We start from the raw sequence: 15205 nt of genomic DNA, 5'->3' as shown, positions 1-15205 counted from the left end.
ATATCAAGCACCATAAAAACCATTATAAAAACAATTGCCTTACTAAATGCAGCTTTATTTTTATCCATACAATTTTGCTTTTTAACTTATTGCGCGTTATCACTTATTTATGGGGAATTACTACACAGGAACTGCATTAACTAAAAAACGACTGTAAACAATCTCGAAAGATACACATGTCCAAGCTAAACTTAATTAAAAAGGTGACTAAAAATGACACCCAAGCTCAACTAAAATCATAAAAAACTCAAAGGAATATACGTGCTTGATAAACTTTTTACGCCAGAACAACTTACACTGATATGCGCTGATCTAGCCCATTTACGCTTATTAGCTGATTTAAAACTGGCACCAACAATCCCTTACTTTGCTGAAAAGCCTTACCCTATTGGCCGATGTAGAGAAATTCGCGATGAAGTGTTTACACTATTGCAAACGGAATTACCTACCACAGACAAGCCTGGGATTAACTTAATAAAAGATCTTATAGACCAAGGCAATCCTTTACAAAAAGCCTGGGGGTCACTGCGGGATGAGTACTTTCAAAATGCGTTTATACTTGGTCCTTGGTATATTGATGTTGCTAACGACACCGTAAATGCCAATAAACCCAGAGTAGAGATTTTGCCTTTAGCGACATCAAACTTTACACCGATAAAGGATTTTGCTCAGTTTGTAAAAATAGCCCGGAGCTATTGGAAGGTTGATATTTATAGAAATGATGTATGCCCTGCGCTGGCTCCTTACATGCCACTTTTATGTGTTGGCACTAATGGCGCAAGTTGGCTTGGGGCAGCAAACGACGATATGCTAAATATTGCAATTAATAGCAATTTTGAAGAATCTAAACTTATTTTAAACGCTTTATCCACTGCTCCCGTACAAATTGTTAAGAAATGGCAGAAAGTCTTATCTGGTTATAGCCATGATAATTTATTAGCCCATGAAGGTGACCCCATTGCATATTGTGATATTTATGGGAAAGCCTCATCTAAACCTGATTTAGTAAAGCGAGATGCCGCTGTTATAGCTTACTCATCTTTACCAAAGTCAGTTTAATAAACACACTGATGTTATTTCACAATAGGCTACTCAACTGGCCTATATAAAACTATCAACATACGTTTAAGCTTTTGGCAATTATTGTAGGGGTTGTTTTTACTAATAAATTATACCTATTAATCGCTTTTTCATGACTAAACTAGGAAAAAGCTGCTATTGTTAACTTATCTTAAAATGACTTCAAGGACTGGATCATGGATCAACACACAGCACATGAGTATTTAACTAAAAAACCCTTGGTTATGGTTACCCAACCTTTTGGCCAAGAAGTTGACGTTTACAAAGTAAATCATAAAATGTTTGCCACATTATCCGTTGGTAATGAAGGACAAACAGATGAAGATGGCAACCCCGTTTGGTGGATGAACTTAAAATGCGACCCTGATGAGGCACAAGCATTACGTGATATTTTTCCTTCAGTGATACCTGGCTACCATATGAATAAACGGTTATGGAATACTGTTATTCTGGATGGTTCAGTTCCAAAGGGGGAAATTGAACGAATGATAGACAATTCCTTTGATTTGGTTGTATCTAATATGCCAGAAAAAGACCGTAAAGCTATCGAAGTTCACCTGTAAAAACGAGTATTGTGCTGAGAATAAAGCTCGGTGCAATGACTTATTTTGCTATGTCGTCTCAATTACCTTATCTTTACTAAGCTTTATTTTAAACATAAAAAACGCACCTCAGGTGCGTTTTTTGTTTAGGTATATAACCCTAAGACGTTTTTTCGTCTTTTGGTTTTTCGTCTGTTTCTATCTCTTCAGTCTTAGGTGTTTCCACCGTTTCAACTTCTTCAACAACCACCTCTTCAGTAACTACTTCTTCTGCTGAAGAATCCGCCGTTACGTTTTGCTCTTCATTTACTGGAGTGGCAGGTTTAATCTGATAAAAACTCGCGCCTTTATCTGCCATATCAACCAATGTATCACATGGTGTAAATACAGGGTTGTAGTTAGCAAACGTCGCCATTTCTGAGCTTACTTTACTCGCGCCCAGTTTATCCATGTAACTAAATGGACCGCCTAAGAATGGTGGAAAGCCAATGCCAAATATCGCACCAATGTCGCCATCACGTGGGCTTGCAATAATGCCATCATCTAAACAACGCACGGCTTCGTTAAGCATTTGTGCTACACAACGCTTAGCAATTTCGCTTTTATTTAAGCGCGGCGATGGGCTGACACCTAGTAACTCGTAGATGGACTCCTCCACTTTTTTGGCTTTTTTATCGTAGATATAAAAACCACGACCGGTTTTACGACCTAAACGTTTTGCATCAATTAAGCGGCTAAATGCATCAGGGGCTTTAAAACGCTCACCCAGTTCTTTTTCAAGAATTGGGGCTATTTTAGAGCCAATGTCGATACCTACTTCATCCAGTAGCGCCAATGGTCCAACAGGGAAACCAAACTCAACAAGTGCTGCATCAATTTTATCAATTGGCTCACCCGCTAGCAGTAAATTAGCAGCTTCGTTTACATAAGGCGCTAAAATACGGTTTACATAAAACCCTGCCATGTCTTTAACAACAATCGGTGTTTTACCCTGTTTACGGGCAAAGTTCACCACGCGAGCAATGGTTTCTTCTGACGTACCTTCATGCGGAATAATTTCAACCAGTGGCATTTTTTCAACTGGTGAGAAATAATGTAAGCCAATCACATTTTCAGGGCGCGTGGCCTCTGCCGCTATTTGCGAAATAGGTAACGACGATGTGTTACTTGCAAAAATAGTGTTGTCTTGGCACTCACGCTCAATATCAGCGACCATGCCTTGTTTAAGGCTTAAATCTTCAAATACCGCTTCAATAACAATATCAATGTGCTTAAAACCACTGTAATTAGTCGTACCAGTTATTTTACTCATGGTTTGCTGTAAGTCAGCTTTAGACAAAATACGGCGTTTTTGCTTTTTATCTAAAATCTTGTAGCTGTAGTTCATAGCATTACTAATGCCCTGCTCTGCTACATCTTTAATACGTACTGGCACGCCCGCTTTAACAGCACTTACATGGGTAATACCTGCGCCCATTAAACCACCGCCTAACACGGCGGCTTTTTCAATCGCTGGGGCATCATCGTTGCGCCACTCTTTTTTCATTTCAGTGGTCGCAAAAAAGATCCCACGCAGTGATTTTGATTCATCACTCATTACTAAGGTTGCAAAACCTTCGGCTTCTGTTTTGTAGGCTTTTAATTCATCAAGCTCAACACTTGCACGCACCGCTTTGATGATTGCCAACGGTGCAGGGTAATGGCCACCGGTTTTCTTCAGTACGTTTTCTTGGGCTTTTTTAAAGATGATATTGCGGCCAAACGGGTTTGACTCAAGCAATTGGCTAATACGATCAAGCTTTGGTTTTGGCGCTTTTGCTTTGCCTTTTAAAGCAAACTCTTTCGCCACACGAAGTAAAACTGTCTGCGGTACGCAGTCATCAACTAAACCCGCTTTTTTAGCTTGTTTAGCACGAACCTGCTTACCTGTTAGCATCCACTCAAGGGCTTTTTGAAGACCAACTAATTTTGGTAAACGTTGTGTGCCACCGCCACCAGGTAATAAACCAAGCTGCACTTCCGGCAAACCTAATTTAGTAATATCGCTGTTTGAACACACACGATAATCGCACGCTAACGCAAATTCTAAACCACCACCGAGTGCTGTACCATGTATTGCGCTTACTGTTGGAAAGGGTAGTTTTTTCATATCAAAAAACGCGCGATGGCATAGCTCACTGATAGCCAATGCATCTTCACGTTTTTCAACGTTATCGAGCATTTTCACATCAGCACCGGCGATAAAGTTATCGCTTTTACCGCTGATAAATACCATACCTTTTACAGCTTGTTGTTTCGCATCATCAAGCAGCGCTTTTAGATCGTCGGCAAAGGTATCGCGCAGGGTGTTCATTTTCTCACCCGGCACGTCAATAGTAACAACGGCCAAGCCGTCTTCAATTTCTAAACTAAATACTGAATCTGTCATTACGCACTCTCCAATACAAAGGCTGCACCTAAACCACCCGCCGCACAAGCAGTAGTCAGGGCTAAACCACCGCCACGGCGGTTAAGTTCGTGTAAGCTTTGAGTGATAAGTCGTGCGCCAGTTGCTGCAAATGGGTGTCCATATGCAAGCGATCCGCCCATCACGTTAAACTTATCCATGTTAATTTCACCAATGGCTTTACTACGACCAAGTTTTTCTTGGGCAAACTTATCTGAAGCAAACATTTTCATATTAGCCAATGTTTGCGCTGCAAATGCTTCATGCATTTCAATTAGATCAAGGTCAGCAAGTGTGATTCCTGCTCTATCAAGCGCGATAGGTGTTGAATGAGCCGGCCCCATTAGCATATCTTCATGCACACCAATAGCTGAAAAAGCAAAGCTACGTACATACCCTAAAATATTGTAGCCTAACGCTTTTGCTTTACTTTCGCTCATCATCAGTACCGCTGCTGCACCATCGGTTAATGGCGTAGAGTTTGCTGCGGTTACTGAACCATGTTGACGGTCAAAGGCAGGCTTTAATTTAGCATAACCTTCAACGGTTGAGTTATGGCGAATATTGTTATCTTGCTCGATAAAGCTCTTATACGGTGGCAAATGCGCTGTCATTACTTCTTCAGCTAATTTGCCATCTGCCCATGATTGGCTGGCAAGCGAGTGCGAACGGTGCGCTAATGCATCTTGATCAGCACGGCTAATATTATGGGTTTTAGCCATTTGCTCAGCTGTTTGGCCCATCGATAAACCGGTTGAATACTCGGCCACAGCTGGCGGTACTGGCATTAAATCTTTCAAACGCAGTTTTGAGAATATTTTTAAACGCTGGCTAAAAGTACGTGCTTTGTTTAAATCAACTAAGCTACCAGCTAGTTTTTTGCTTACACCAATAGGTAACACTGATGAAGAATCCGCACCTCCGGCAACACCTACTTGGACAGAGCCTGCCATAATTGACTCAGCAACATTCGCAATGGCCTGAAAACTAGTCGCACATGCACGTGACACTGAATAAGCATCAACTGATACCGGCATACCAGTGCCTAACACAATTTCGCGGGCAATATTTGGCGCTTCAGGCATTTGTACTACTTGGCCAAATACCAGTTGGTCAATTTCTGACTTGTCAAAATTCAATCGCTCTAGCATTTCATTAACTACTAGCTTACCCATGTCCAAAGCTGGAACGTGGTGAAATGCAGTTGCTTGTTTTGCAAACGGTGTACGTAAGCCACTAACGATGGCGATACGGTCGCCCTTTGCTGTTTTAAGTATGTTTTGCTCAGACATTTATGCTCTCCCGCTGACAGGTCTGACCTGTTTGTTTTCCTCGATTCTAAACAACCCGTGTACTAAAGCCAATAGAGAATTTGAAAATAGTATAATTAGTTACCAACCATAGGCTTTTTTTAACCTGTTTACAAAATTATCCTTTATTTATATGTTAGGGTAAAAATCGTTAAAAAATAACGAACTATTTTGAAAATGATAGTCTAACACTTGGGTTATGGCATCCTAGCCCATATTACTTATTAAGCTTTTTTAAACCCGTGCTAACGAGGATACTCTTTTTATTATGGCCGCTAACGCTTTTTCACAACTAAAAACTTACTTAGACAGCCAAATTATTGGTCAGCCAGAATTAACTCAAGCATTGCTGATTGCCATCTTAGCCGATGGTCATCTATTAGTAGAAGGCCCGCCAGGGCTTGCAAAAACGCGCGCAGTTAATGCATTAGCAAAAGGTGTAGAAGGCTCATTTCAACGCGTACAATTCACGCCAGATTTATTGCCAGCCGATGTCACCGGTACTGATATTTATCGTCAACAAACCAGTGAGTTTGTGTTTGAGAAAGGGCCGTTGTTCCATAACCTAATATTAGCCGATGAAATAAACCGCGCCCCTGCAAAAGTACAATCAGCATTGCTAGAAGCCATGGCCGAGCGCCAAGTTACTGTAGGCAAAAATACCTACCCACTGTCAGATTTATTTATGGTAATGGCCACGCAAAATCCGCTTGAGCAAGAAGGCACTTACCCACTACCTGAAGCCCAACTTGACCGCTTTTTATTGCACTTGAGCATTAACTACCCAGGTGCCGAACATGAACGTGATATTTTACGACTTACCCGTGGTGAAGCATTAAGTGAACATCAAGCGCCAGCACAACAAATAAGCCAAGCTGATTTATTTGCCGCACGTAAAGAAATTTTAGGGTTATACCTTGCCGAGCCCCTTGAGCAATATTTAGTGCAGCTTATTATTGCTACCCGTGAAGGTGGTGAGCTAGATGAACAACTAGGCCGCTGGATTGAATATGGCGCAAGTCCACGTGCCACAATCGCACTTGATAAATGTGCACGCGCACACGCTTGGCTAAATGGCCGTGACTTTGTAGCACCTGATGATATTCAAGCTGTGCTGCACAATGTATTACGTCACCGTATTATTTTAAGTTATGAAGCCCAAGCAGATGGCGTAACAAAAGATCAGGTGATCAGCCGTATTTTAGAACTTGTTGCTGTACCCTAAATTATGCAAAGCGAATTAGATAATCAAAGCTGGCTCAAAACCAGCCATAGCCATGGCGTAAATTTAGCGTTAAAAGAGCTAATGTATTACAAAGCGAAGGCGCGGCTGTTAGAGCTTACACCGAAAGTAAAAATCAAAAACAGCTTAGCGGGGCAATACCTTGCACCGCATAAAGGCCGCGGTATGGAATTTGCCGAAGTACGCCATTACCAACAAGGTGATGATATTCGCTCAATTGACTGGCGCGTTACTGCACGCACAGGCGAAACCCACACTAAGCTGTTTCAGGAAGAAAAAGAACGCCCTGTTTTTGTTTTTACCGATTTTTCTAACTCCATGCTATTTGGCTCAAAGTTATTATTAAAGTCAATTCAAGCCGCGCACATTAGTGCATTAGTTGCATGGTCAGCCTGCCAACGCGGTGACAGAATTGGTGGTGTTGTATTTAATCAACACGGTCATTTAGAGCTAAAACCCAGCGCCAGAGAAAAAGCGGTGTTAAAGCTGTGCCATAATCTATGTGATAGCCACCAACAAGCGCTTACACAAATTGATCAACCAGCAAAAAATAACTTTAGCGATAATTTAAAACGCCTTAACCATTTAGCCAAACCCGGCAGCCTTGTTTATTTAATCTCAGATTTTAGTGCATTAGATGATGCCAGCTTTAAGCAACTTGAAATATTGAGTCGCCACTGTGAGCTGATCGGCTGCCACATTAGCGATCCATTTGAACATCAGCTTCCAGCATTTAAACAAACAGTAACAGTAAGTGCCAATGGTAACGAATTTGCGCTGCCATTAATGGACAAGGGCTTTCGCGACAGCTTTGCAAAAACAGCTGAGCTGGCCTTTACAACTCGAATGGATAGACTGACGAAGTCAGGCTTAAATTTAATATCATTTGATGCAGCCTCCCCACTCGAGCTGCAATTAGTGAGAAAGTAATATGCAAGCATCTCCTTTAGATGGCCTTAACGATGTCATTGTGCCAGACCAAGTGGCTTGGTGGCCACTCGCCCCTATTTGGTGGGTTATTATCGCAGTTACAGTAGTGGCCGCTACTTTATTAGTCATAAAGCTATACCGTAACAGCCAGTTTAAAAAAGCAAAACGTTACGCTATTACACGCAGTGATACTGTGTCAAACGACTGCGCGGCGTTACATATACTGATCAAACGCCTTGTCTTACATTATTACAGTGCTGAACATGCAAGTTCATCAACCAAAAACTGGTGTAAGACATTAAATAAACTCACTGAACAGCAGTTTAGTGAACAAGAAATAATGAGTTTATACCAAGCAAATAATACACAGCCTGAACTAGCCGCGAAATTAAAAGCAGGTATAAAACAGTTTAAACTAAAGGAGTCGCTAAATGTTTGAGTTTAGTTGGCCATGGCTGTTCCTTTTGCTACCGCTGCCTTTATTAATACAGTTTTTACAACCCGCTAAAGATGAATCGCAAGCTCGGCTACGTATACCCGGTTTTGCGAAACATAATTTAACAAGCCAAGGAGCTGTAAAGCATGCCCGTGGTGTTAGTTTTACTGAATGGCTAATCTGGGCACTTTTAGTCTGCGCAGTTGCAAACCCAACATGGCTTGATGACCCAATCACTTTGCCAAATGAAGGGCGTGACATTATGCTCGCGGTGGATTTGTCAGGCTCAATGAAAGAGCAAGATATGGCCTACCAAGGTCAATATGTAGACCGCTTAACCATGGTTAAAGCTGTATTAAGTGAGTTTATAGAGCAGCGCCAAGGTGACCGGCTAGGGCTTATTTTATTTGGCGATACCGCCTTTTTACAAACTCCCTTAACACGTGATGTAAAAACAGTGAGCCAGATGCTTTCAGAGGCGCAAATTGGCTTAGTTGGACGTGCCACCGCCATTGGTGATGCACTCGGTTTATCAGTCAAGCGTTTTGCAAATAAAGACGAAAGTAATCGAATTGTTGTGCTACTTACTGACGGTCAAAACACTGCCGGTAATTTAGACCCTGACGAAGCTTTGCTTTTAGCTCGCGAAGAAGGCATAAAAGTCTATACCATAGGTGTTGGCTCAGATAACCCGCGTGGCTTTAGTTTATTTAACATGGGAAGCAGTGACAGCAGCTTAGATGAAAGTTTACTTACGCGTATTGCAGAACAAACCGGCGGGTTATATTTTCGTGCTAAAGATGTGGCAGGCCTACAACAAATTTACCAAGAGCTCGATAAACTCGAACCCATTAGCGCTGATGAACAAACTTTTAGACCCCAAAGTTCACTCTTTTATTTACCATTATTAGTTGCGCTACTGATTATCAGCCTTCGTGTTATGCTGATCACTGGCCGCGCTTTTAGGCAGGAGGTCTAATGGACTTTGAATTTATACGCCCCACTGTTTTATGGCTACTAATCCCAGTTATTGCACTCTTTATGGTTGCATTAATTAAACATAAAAAAACGGGCCAAGGCGAGTTAATAGCCCCGCATTTAGCTCACTTTGTTATGAACAAAAAAAATCAAACTACAGGGCAGCCTATGTGGTTTGTTGCACTTTTTTGTGTTTTAGGTGTGATTTTTAGCGCAGGGCCTAGCTTTGAAGAAAAACAGGTGCCTGTATTTCAGAGTAAGAATGCCCGCGTTATTGTAATGGATATGTCGTTATCTATGTACAGCACCGACATTGCGCCAAACAGGCTTGTTCAAGCGCGATTTAAAGCTCTTGATATGGTCCAATTATTTAAAGAAGGTGATACAGCACTGGTCGCTTATGCAGGCTCTGCCTTTACAATTTCACCGTTAACGAATGATGCTACAACGCTTGAGAATTTAATCCCGAGCCTAAGCCCCGACATCATGCCAGACAAAGGCTCAAACGTGCTGGCAGGCCTTGATCAAGCAAAAGAGTTATTAACTCAAGCAGGTTACCTCGAAGGCGATATTATTTTGATAACAGATGGTGTCGAACAAAATGAGCTCTCTGACATTAATCAGTTTAGTAGCTCTAACCGTTATCGGTTAAATGTTTACGGTGTAGGCACTGAACAAGGGGCTCCCATCAAATTACCTGAAGGTGGATTTATTAAAGATAACTATGGCCAAATTGTGGTGCCTACACTCAATGTGTCACAATTGTCAGCGATAGCACGCAACAGTGGCGGACACTTTGCACTTTACCAGCCTAGCAACACTGATATCGCCGTATTTGCACCAAGCGCGAATACAGAATTGCTTAAAGACGAAAAGCAAGGTAAGGCGCTTTGGCGAATTGATGCTGGCATGTACGGATTGATCATGTTGTTGCCTATGATGGTTTGGATCTTCCGAAAAAGCGCACTTGTCGGCGTTTTTGCATTAGTTAGCTTTCTACCAACAGATACCGTATACGCCGTTGAACTTCCAAGCTTATTTAAAAACCAAGACCAACGCGCATTAGAGGCCTATCAGCAAGGCGAATATGAGCAAGCCGCAGCCGCTGCTAATTCAAACCAACTCAAAGGAGCAGCGCTGTATCAGCAAGGTAACTTTGATGCCGCATTGGATGCATTTAGCCAAGATAAAAGTGCAAATGGATTTTACAATTATGGCAATGCTTTAGCTAAAGCTGGGCAACTTGATGAAGCGATTGACGCTTATAAACAAGCGCAAAACCTAAAACCCGATTTTCCACACGCTAAAGAAAACCAAGCTTTAGTGGAGCAGCTGAAAAATCAAAAGCAACAACAAAATCAAGACTCGCAAGACGGTGAACAAGGCGAAAATCAAGAGCAGCAAAACGAGCAAGGTCAGAATCAGCAAAATCAAGATGGTTCACAACAAGATGAACAATCAAAGCAAGACTCACAATCACAACAAGGCGAGCAATCTGACCAGCAAGATAAGTCACAAGACGGTGAACCTTCTGGACAGCAAAGTGATGAGCAAAACAAACCTGATATGCAAGCCGAGCCTGAGCAAGCACAGCAAAGCGAATCAAATGATTCACAACAAACACCAAACGAAGAACAGCCTGAACCAAGTGAGCAAGCTCAGCCACAAATGAGCCCTGAGCAACAAAAACAGGCTGAAGAATCTGCAAAGCAACAGGCAATGCAAGCACAAACCGCTCAGCTCACAAATGAAGAAAAAGAAAAAGCCCAGCAACTTAATCAATTGCTGCGTAAAGTACCCGACGATCCTGCTATTTTGTTACGTAACAAAATGCAATTAGAAGCACAAAAACGAAACTATCAACGTCGTCCACAAGGAGTCGAAAAATCATGGTAATGCGATTATTTTGCTGTTTATTGCTTATCAGCGCTATGCCCCTGTGGGCTATGACCCAACTGCAAGCCAGTGTTGACAAAAACCCTGTATTAGCAGGTGAATTTTTTATGCTCACAATCACTGCTGATGACACAATAAAGAACGATCAGCCTGATACCTCGGCTTTACTCAAAGACTTCGTTGTCGGCCCAATGAGCGTGAGTACACGCACAAATATTGTTAATGGCAGCATTTCAAAACAAACCAATTGGTCTGTTAAGCTTATGACCCGAGATGCAGGCGACTATACGATCCCGTCGTTTAATGTTGCAGGCATTAGCTCTGAGCCTATCGCATTAAAAGTGGCAGAGCGAAGTAAAGAAACAGAACAAAATAATGATATTTTTATAAAGTCATCTATGTCATCAGACTCTTTGTTCGTGCAAGAAGCTGGGGTTTACACTGTTAAACTCTACCTTGCCAAAGAGCTACTTGATGGTAATTTGACCGCCCCGACGATGCCAGATGCGCAGCTTAGCCAAATAGGTAAACAGCAAGAAGAATATGAATTGGTTGACGGCAAACGCTATTTAGTGATTACTCGAGAGTACTTAGTACAACCACAGAAAAGTGGTGTCTACACGATAGATGCACCGGTTTTCCAAGGCCGTATACGTCAAAATTATCGCCAATTAGAAGTCTCAGCTATGGGTGACAGTACCACAGTTGAAATTAAGCCTATTCCAAGTGACTACCAAGGTGCATGGTTGCCCAGTGAATTAGTTAATTTAGATGAACAATGGCAGCCAGATAGCGATACTGTCGAAGTTGGTACGCCAATCACTCGTACTCTAACACTTACCGCTCTGGGGATAACTAAAGAACAGCTCCCTGATATTGAGCTGGCCGAGGTGCAAGGGATCCGTAGCTACCCGGATGAAAAAGAAAATAATCACCTTGTGCGTGATGGCCGTGTTATTTCCCAACAAACCGCTTCATATGCATTGTTACCGCAAACACCGGGCACGTATACTTTGCCTGAAGTCAGTGTCCCTTGGTACAACACAAAGATTAAACGTATTAGTTACGCAACGTTACCTGCACGCACAATTACTGTAACAGCAAGCAGCCTGAACGCAACTGTACCTACTCCTGCGCAAACACAACCGATCGCTGAACAACCCCTAGCAGAACGTGTTCAGACTGTTAAAATCAATAACACCCCACTATGGCTTATTATTGCATGCGCTATTGGTTACTTACTGTGGTTAATTACGCTTGTTTTATGGTGGAACAACAGAGCCACACCTTTATCAGGTAAAGTACATACCAAAACAACAGAGGATGATAGTTCAGCCGCCTCATTAGCACGGTTAAAAACACAGAGTAAAAAGGCAGATTTATCTGCATTTCACCATGAGCTCAACTGTTATGCCAAGCTAGTAACTCAACAACCACACAACGCGATAGATGTGCTTACACAACAAATTAATGACCAACAACTTACACTACAAGTAGCTAAATTAAGAGTAGCGCTCTATAGTTCAACTGAAAGCACTGTTGAATTGGCAGAAATATTAAAAGTATTAGAGGCAAATAAAAATAATAAACGGACAAATCAGCACACAGCATTAAAAGGACTTTATTAATTTAATCAATTGTTTGCATATTTAATATGCAAACTAAAGACTCCTTAATATAAAAAAGAGCTTATGCCGGGAAATAATAATTCTAAAAGTCAGGTCTTAGTTGATATGACAGAGAAAAAAGCACGCTATGAAAAACTTGTTCATGTTTATCATAGCGAATTATATCGCTTTGCCTATTGGTTATGTCGCGACCCTAATATTGCTGAAGACCTTGTCCAAGAAACGTTTTTACGTGCTTGGCGTGCGCTTGATTCATTATTAGACCAAAAAGCAGCTAAACCATGGCTATTAACGATTTTGCGCCGTGAAAATGCACGACGTTTTGAACGAAAACAGTTTGATTACAGCGATGTAGAAAATGATACGCTGGTCGATGAAAAAAGCGTAACGCTAGATGATGAAGTAGAGCAAGCAATCGTTCAGCGTCAAATAGCTAAACTACCTGATGAATACAAAGAGCCGTTACTTCTTCAAGTAGTCATGGGCTGCTCAGGGGAAGAAATAGCTAATATATTAGATTTAAATAAAAACACGGTTATGACTCGCCTCTTCCGTGCTAGAAACCAACTGAAAGAGGCACTTAGCCGTAATGATGAACAACTTAAAGGGGCATCAAAATAATGGATGATCTCGAGTTTCGTCGCCGAGTAATCGCACAACCTCATAATGAGGAGCAGGATATTGCTGACTATGCAAAACAAGATCCTGAACATCAACAGTTCATCGAGCAAATGCAAGAACTTGATGATTCATTAACTCAAGCATTGGATATTCCCGTGCCTAAAGGGTTGGCTGATCGTATTTTGGCTAATACACCCGAATTTAACGATGAGTACAATACGCCTAGTAACGAAAGCCAAGTAAATGAAGCCGCTGAAGATAACGTTATCAATGCACAATCGCGGTTTAAACTTGGTGGTACACCACTCGCTATGGCGGCATCATTACTTGTCGCTATTGGTGCTTTCTTTTTTACCAGTAGCGAGCATAACGTTGCATATGGTGCTGGAGAACATGCACTGACACACATATACCATGAGATTAACTCTCTGGAAAAAACTAACGAAATAAGCCTACAAACTGTAAACGAAAAATTTGCCGAACTCGGTGGAAAATTAGATGAGCTACCAGGTAAGGTGACTTATTTAATGTTTTGCGATTTTAAAGGTCAACGTGGTTTACACTTAGTATTCGAATCTGACTATGGGCCAATGACCGTGTTTATTGTACCGTCTAAAGCGCAGTCTTTCGGTATTGGCGACAATGATTTTAGCGATCAGCGTTTTGCAGGTCACATTGATCGCGGCCCTGACGCTGATACGATCTTAGTTGCTAGTTTAGGTGCGCCTGTTGACCAATATACTAGCCGTATTAATAGTGCCATCCGCTGGTTGCATTAAAAACCAATATTGCTGCCACTGATTTAAAGTGGCAGCAGAACATTTTTCATTCTACAAATGTGTTAAATATCAGCAAACGCGCCCTGTTCGTTTAGTTTTCATGCCATTTCCACTTGTACCTATTTATCCAATCATTGAACTGATTTAGAATCTGCTTTCTAAATTTTTTGAGGATATTCATGAAAAACCTGATTGTTATTTTGTCTTTACTGACACTGTTATTTACTACAAGCTTTGATGTAGAAGCGCGTAAAAAGTTTGGTAGTAAAAAACGTGGTAAAACACCAGAAACTCAACAAACAGCACAAAAACAACAAACTGATACAAAGACAATTGCCCCCGCCACAAAGCCTAAATCAAACAAAAAAGGGATCATGGCCGGTATTTTTGGTGGGCTATTAGCGGGCGGTTTGATTGCCGCGATGCTGGGCGGTGACTTTGAAGGTATGCAACTATTTGAAATATTGTTACTCGCAGCGATTGGGTTTATTATTTTTAAAATAGTGATAGGTATTATACGCCGTAAAAATACCCCGGCTTATGCTCACGCTGGGCAAAATACCCCACAAATGAAGCAAAACGATACTGCTCAAGTCAGTTCAACTGGTTTTGGTCAAACAAGCAATGTGCCATTTAACCTTCCACCTAACTTTGACACTAGTGGCTTTCTACAAGGTGCTCGTAGCCATTACCACACCCTACAAACAGCGTGGAACAATGCTGACTTTAGCACAATGGCAGAATACCTAAGCCCAGAGCTTGTTGAAGAATTTAAAGCAGAACGTGAAGCGATTGAGAGCGTAGCAACAGAAGTGATGTTTATTGATGCAGAGCTCGTACGCGCTGACACTGACGCACAAAAATGGCAAGTAAGTGTTCGCTTTAAAGGTAAGTACCGCGACTTAGGTGATAAAGAAGAGCATGCAATTTTAGAGATCTGGCATTTAGAACGTGCAACTAGCGATGATTCACCTTGGTTGATCGTCGGTGTTGAAGATTTAATCGACGTATAATTTAGTATACCCAACAACATCTAGAGGCAGAATTCAGCATTTCACAGGGGCTTAATATCAAAGCGTTACTTTGCAAGCATGGCAGTCCCTTTGAAGAAGGAACAACGATGGGACTAAGTCTTTGTGAAACGCTCTACGGGTTGGTTTAAAAGCGATTTATACTGCGTTATTGATTTTAATAATAGAACCACTATTACCTGCAATCAATGCCTTGCCTAAATCGCGTTTAATTCCAACGACGCTCGCATCTTGAGGTCGCTTGGGTATAGATAAAAAAACCGCACTTCATACTATGAAGTGCGG

The 15205-nt window shown here is 41.6% G+C and carries 13 protein-coding genes; 11 read left to right on the top strand and 2 right to left on the bottom strand.

The window, feature by feature from the left end; translation table 11 throughout:
* The first annotated feature begins 261 nt into the window (after positions 1-261).
* Both C7Y70_RS16980 and C7Y70_RS16975 read left to right on the top strand, forming a co-directional pair.
* The gene (locus C7Y70_RS16980) at positions 262-1059 is read left to right on the top strand and encodes a hypothetical protein (protein ID WP_135476047.1); all 798 of its coding nucleotides are present in this window, start codon (positions 262-264) and stop codon (positions 1057-1059) included.
* Between the two features lie 197 nt (positions 1060-1256).
* Complete coding sequence (locus C7Y70_RS16975) at positions 1257-1643, top strand: MmcQ/YjbR family DNA-binding protein (protein ID WP_099296887.1); 387 nt, start codon at positions 1257-1259, stop codon at positions 1641-1643.
* A gap of 139 nt (positions 1644-1782) precedes the next feature.
* On the opposite strand, the gene fadJ is transcribed toward C7Y70_RS16975, so the two are convergent.
* Together fadJ and fadI are read right to left on the bottom strand one after the other, a co-directional pair.
* Positions 1783-4050, bottom strand: a complete 2268-nt coding sequence (fadJ, locus tag C7Y70_RS16970) for a fatty acid oxidation complex subunit alpha FadJ (protein WP_135476045.1) — start codon at positions 4048-4050, stop codon at positions 1783-1785.
* Positions 4050-5360 carry an acetyl-CoA C-acyltransferase FadI gene (gene fadI / locus C7Y70_RS16965; protein WP_099296889.1) on the bottom strand — a complete coding sequence of 437 codons (1311 nt, stop codon included), beginning with the start codon at positions 5358-5360 and terminating at the stop codon, positions 4050-4052. The genes fadJ and fadI overlap by 1 nt, the downstream gene beginning before the upstream one ends.
* Before the next feature lie 286 nt (positions 5361-5646).
* Between fadI and C7Y70_RS16960 the strand changes: the two genes are divergently transcribed.
* The 9 genes from C7Y70_RS16960 to C7Y70_RS16920 all read left to right on the top strand — a co-directional run bounded on the left by C7Y70_RS16960 (position 5647) and on the right by C7Y70_RS16920 (position 14902).
* A complete protein-coding gene (locus C7Y70_RS16960; RefSeq protein ID WP_135476043.1) occupies positions 5647-6603 on the top strand; it encodes a MoxR family ATPase in 957 nt (318 codons plus the stop codon).
* A gap of 3 nt (positions 6604-6606) precedes the next feature.
* Entirely contained in the window at positions 6607-7551 is a 945-nt protein-coding gene (locus C7Y70_RS16955) for a DUF58 domain-containing protein (RefSeq protein ID WP_135476041.1), read from the top strand.
* Between the two features lies 1 nt (position 7552).
* Positions 7553-7990 (top strand): DUF4381 domain-containing protein, encoded by a 438-nt coding sequence (locus C7Y70_RS16950; RefSeq protein ID WP_099296892.1) that lies wholly within the window; start codon positions 7553-7555, stop codon positions 7988-7990.
* Positions 7983-8966 (top strand): VWA domain-containing protein, encoded by a 984-nt coding sequence (locus C7Y70_RS16945; protein WP_135476039.1) that lies wholly within the window; start codon positions 7983-7985, stop codon positions 8964-8966. Before C7Y70_RS16950 ends, C7Y70_RS16945 begins: the two co-directional genes overlap by 8 nt.
* Positions 8966-10861 carry a VWA domain-containing protein gene (locus C7Y70_RS16940; protein WP_135476037.1) on the top strand — a complete coding sequence of 632 codons (1896 nt, stop codon included), beginning with the start codon at positions 8966-8968 and terminating at the stop codon, positions 10859-10861. Before C7Y70_RS16945 ends, C7Y70_RS16940 begins: the two co-directional genes overlap by 1 nt.
* Positions 10855-12489: a BatD family protein gene (locus tag C7Y70_RS16935; RefSeq protein WP_135476035.1), complete on the top strand. Its 1635-nt coding sequence runs from the start codon at positions 10855-10857 to the stop codon at positions 12487-12489. Before C7Y70_RS16940 ends, C7Y70_RS16935 begins: the two co-directional genes overlap by 7 nt.
* Positions 12490-12552: 63 nt before the next feature.
* Positions 12553-13110 carry a sigma-70 family RNA polymerase sigma factor gene (locus C7Y70_RS16930; RefSeq protein ID WP_099296896.1) on the top strand — a complete coding sequence of 186 codons (558 nt, stop codon included), beginning with the start codon at positions 12553-12555 and terminating at the stop codon, positions 13108-13110.
* Entirely contained in the window at positions 13110-13889 is a 780-nt protein-coding gene (locus C7Y70_RS16925) for a DUF3379 family protein (protein WP_099296897.1), read from the top strand. The genes C7Y70_RS16930 and C7Y70_RS16925 overlap by 1 nt, the downstream gene beginning before the upstream one ends.
* A 179-nt stretch (positions 13890-14068) precedes the next feature.
* Positions 14069-14902: a Tim44-like domain-containing protein gene (locus tag C7Y70_RS16920; RefSeq protein WP_135476033.1), complete on the top strand. Its 834-nt coding sequence runs from the start codon at positions 14069-14071 to the stop codon at positions 14900-14902.
* The last annotated feature ends 303 nt before the right edge of the window (positions 14903-15205 follow it).

The sequence above is a fragment of the Pseudoalteromonas sp. KS88 genome, assembly GCF_004766475.1.
In the GTDB taxonomy this organism is placed as follows: Bacteria; Pseudomonadota; Gammaproteobacteria; order Enterobacterales; family Alteromonadaceae; genus Pseudoalteromonas.
Note: the sequence above shows the minus strand (reverse complement) of the source record. Positions and strands in the feature narration are given on the sequence as shown.

Excerpts from the sequence above, each read along its gene's own strand:
- C7Y70_RS16945 (WP_135476039.1), top strand. The coding sequence starts at position 7,983 with ATGTTTGAGTTTAGTTGGCCATGGCTGTTCCTTTTGCTACCGCTGCCT.
- C7Y70_RS16975 (WP_099296887.1), top strand. The coding sequence starts at position 1,257 with ATGGATCAACACACAGCACATGAGTATTTAACTAAAAAACCCTTGGTT.
- C7Y70_RS16960 (WP_135476043.1), top strand. The coding sequence starts at position 5,647 with ATGGCCGCTAACGCTTTTTCACAACTAAAAACTTACTTAGACAGCCAA.
- C7Y70_RS16935 (WP_135476035.1), top strand. The coding sequence starts at position 10,855 with ATGGTAATGCGATTATTTTGCTGTTTATTGCTTATCAGCGCTATGCCC.
- C7Y70_RS16940 (WP_135476037.1), top strand. The coding sequence starts at position 8,966 with ATGGACTTTGAATTTATACGCCCCACTGTTTTATGGCTACTAATCCCA.
- C7Y70_RS16950 (WP_099296892.1), top strand. The coding sequence starts at position 7,553 with ATGCAAGCATCTCCTTTAGATGGCCTTAACGATGTCATTGTGCCAGAC.
- C7Y70_RS16930 (WP_099296896.1), top strand. The coding sequence starts at position 12,553 with ATGCCGGGAAATAATAATTCTAAAAGTCAGGTCTTAGTTGATATGACA.
- C7Y70_RS16920 (WP_135476033.1), top strand. The coding sequence starts at position 14,069 with ATGAAAAACCTGATTGTTATTTTGTCTTTACTGACACTGTTATTTACT.
- C7Y70_RS16955 (WP_135476041.1), top strand. The coding sequence starts at position 6,607 with ATGCAAAGCGAATTAGATAATCAAAGCTGGCTCAAAACCAGCCATAGC.
- fadI (WP_099296889.1), bottom strand. The coding sequence starts at position 5,360 with ATGTCTGAGCAAAACATACTTAAAACAGCAAAGGGCGACCGTATCGCC.
- fadJ (WP_135476045.1), bottom strand. The coding sequence starts at position 4,050 with ATGACAGATTCAGTATTTAGTTTAGAAATTGAAGACGGCTTGGCCGTT.
- C7Y70_RS16925 (WP_099296897.1), top strand. The coding sequence starts at position 13,110 with ATGGATGATCTCGAGTTTCGTCGCCGAGTAATCGCACAACCTCATAAT.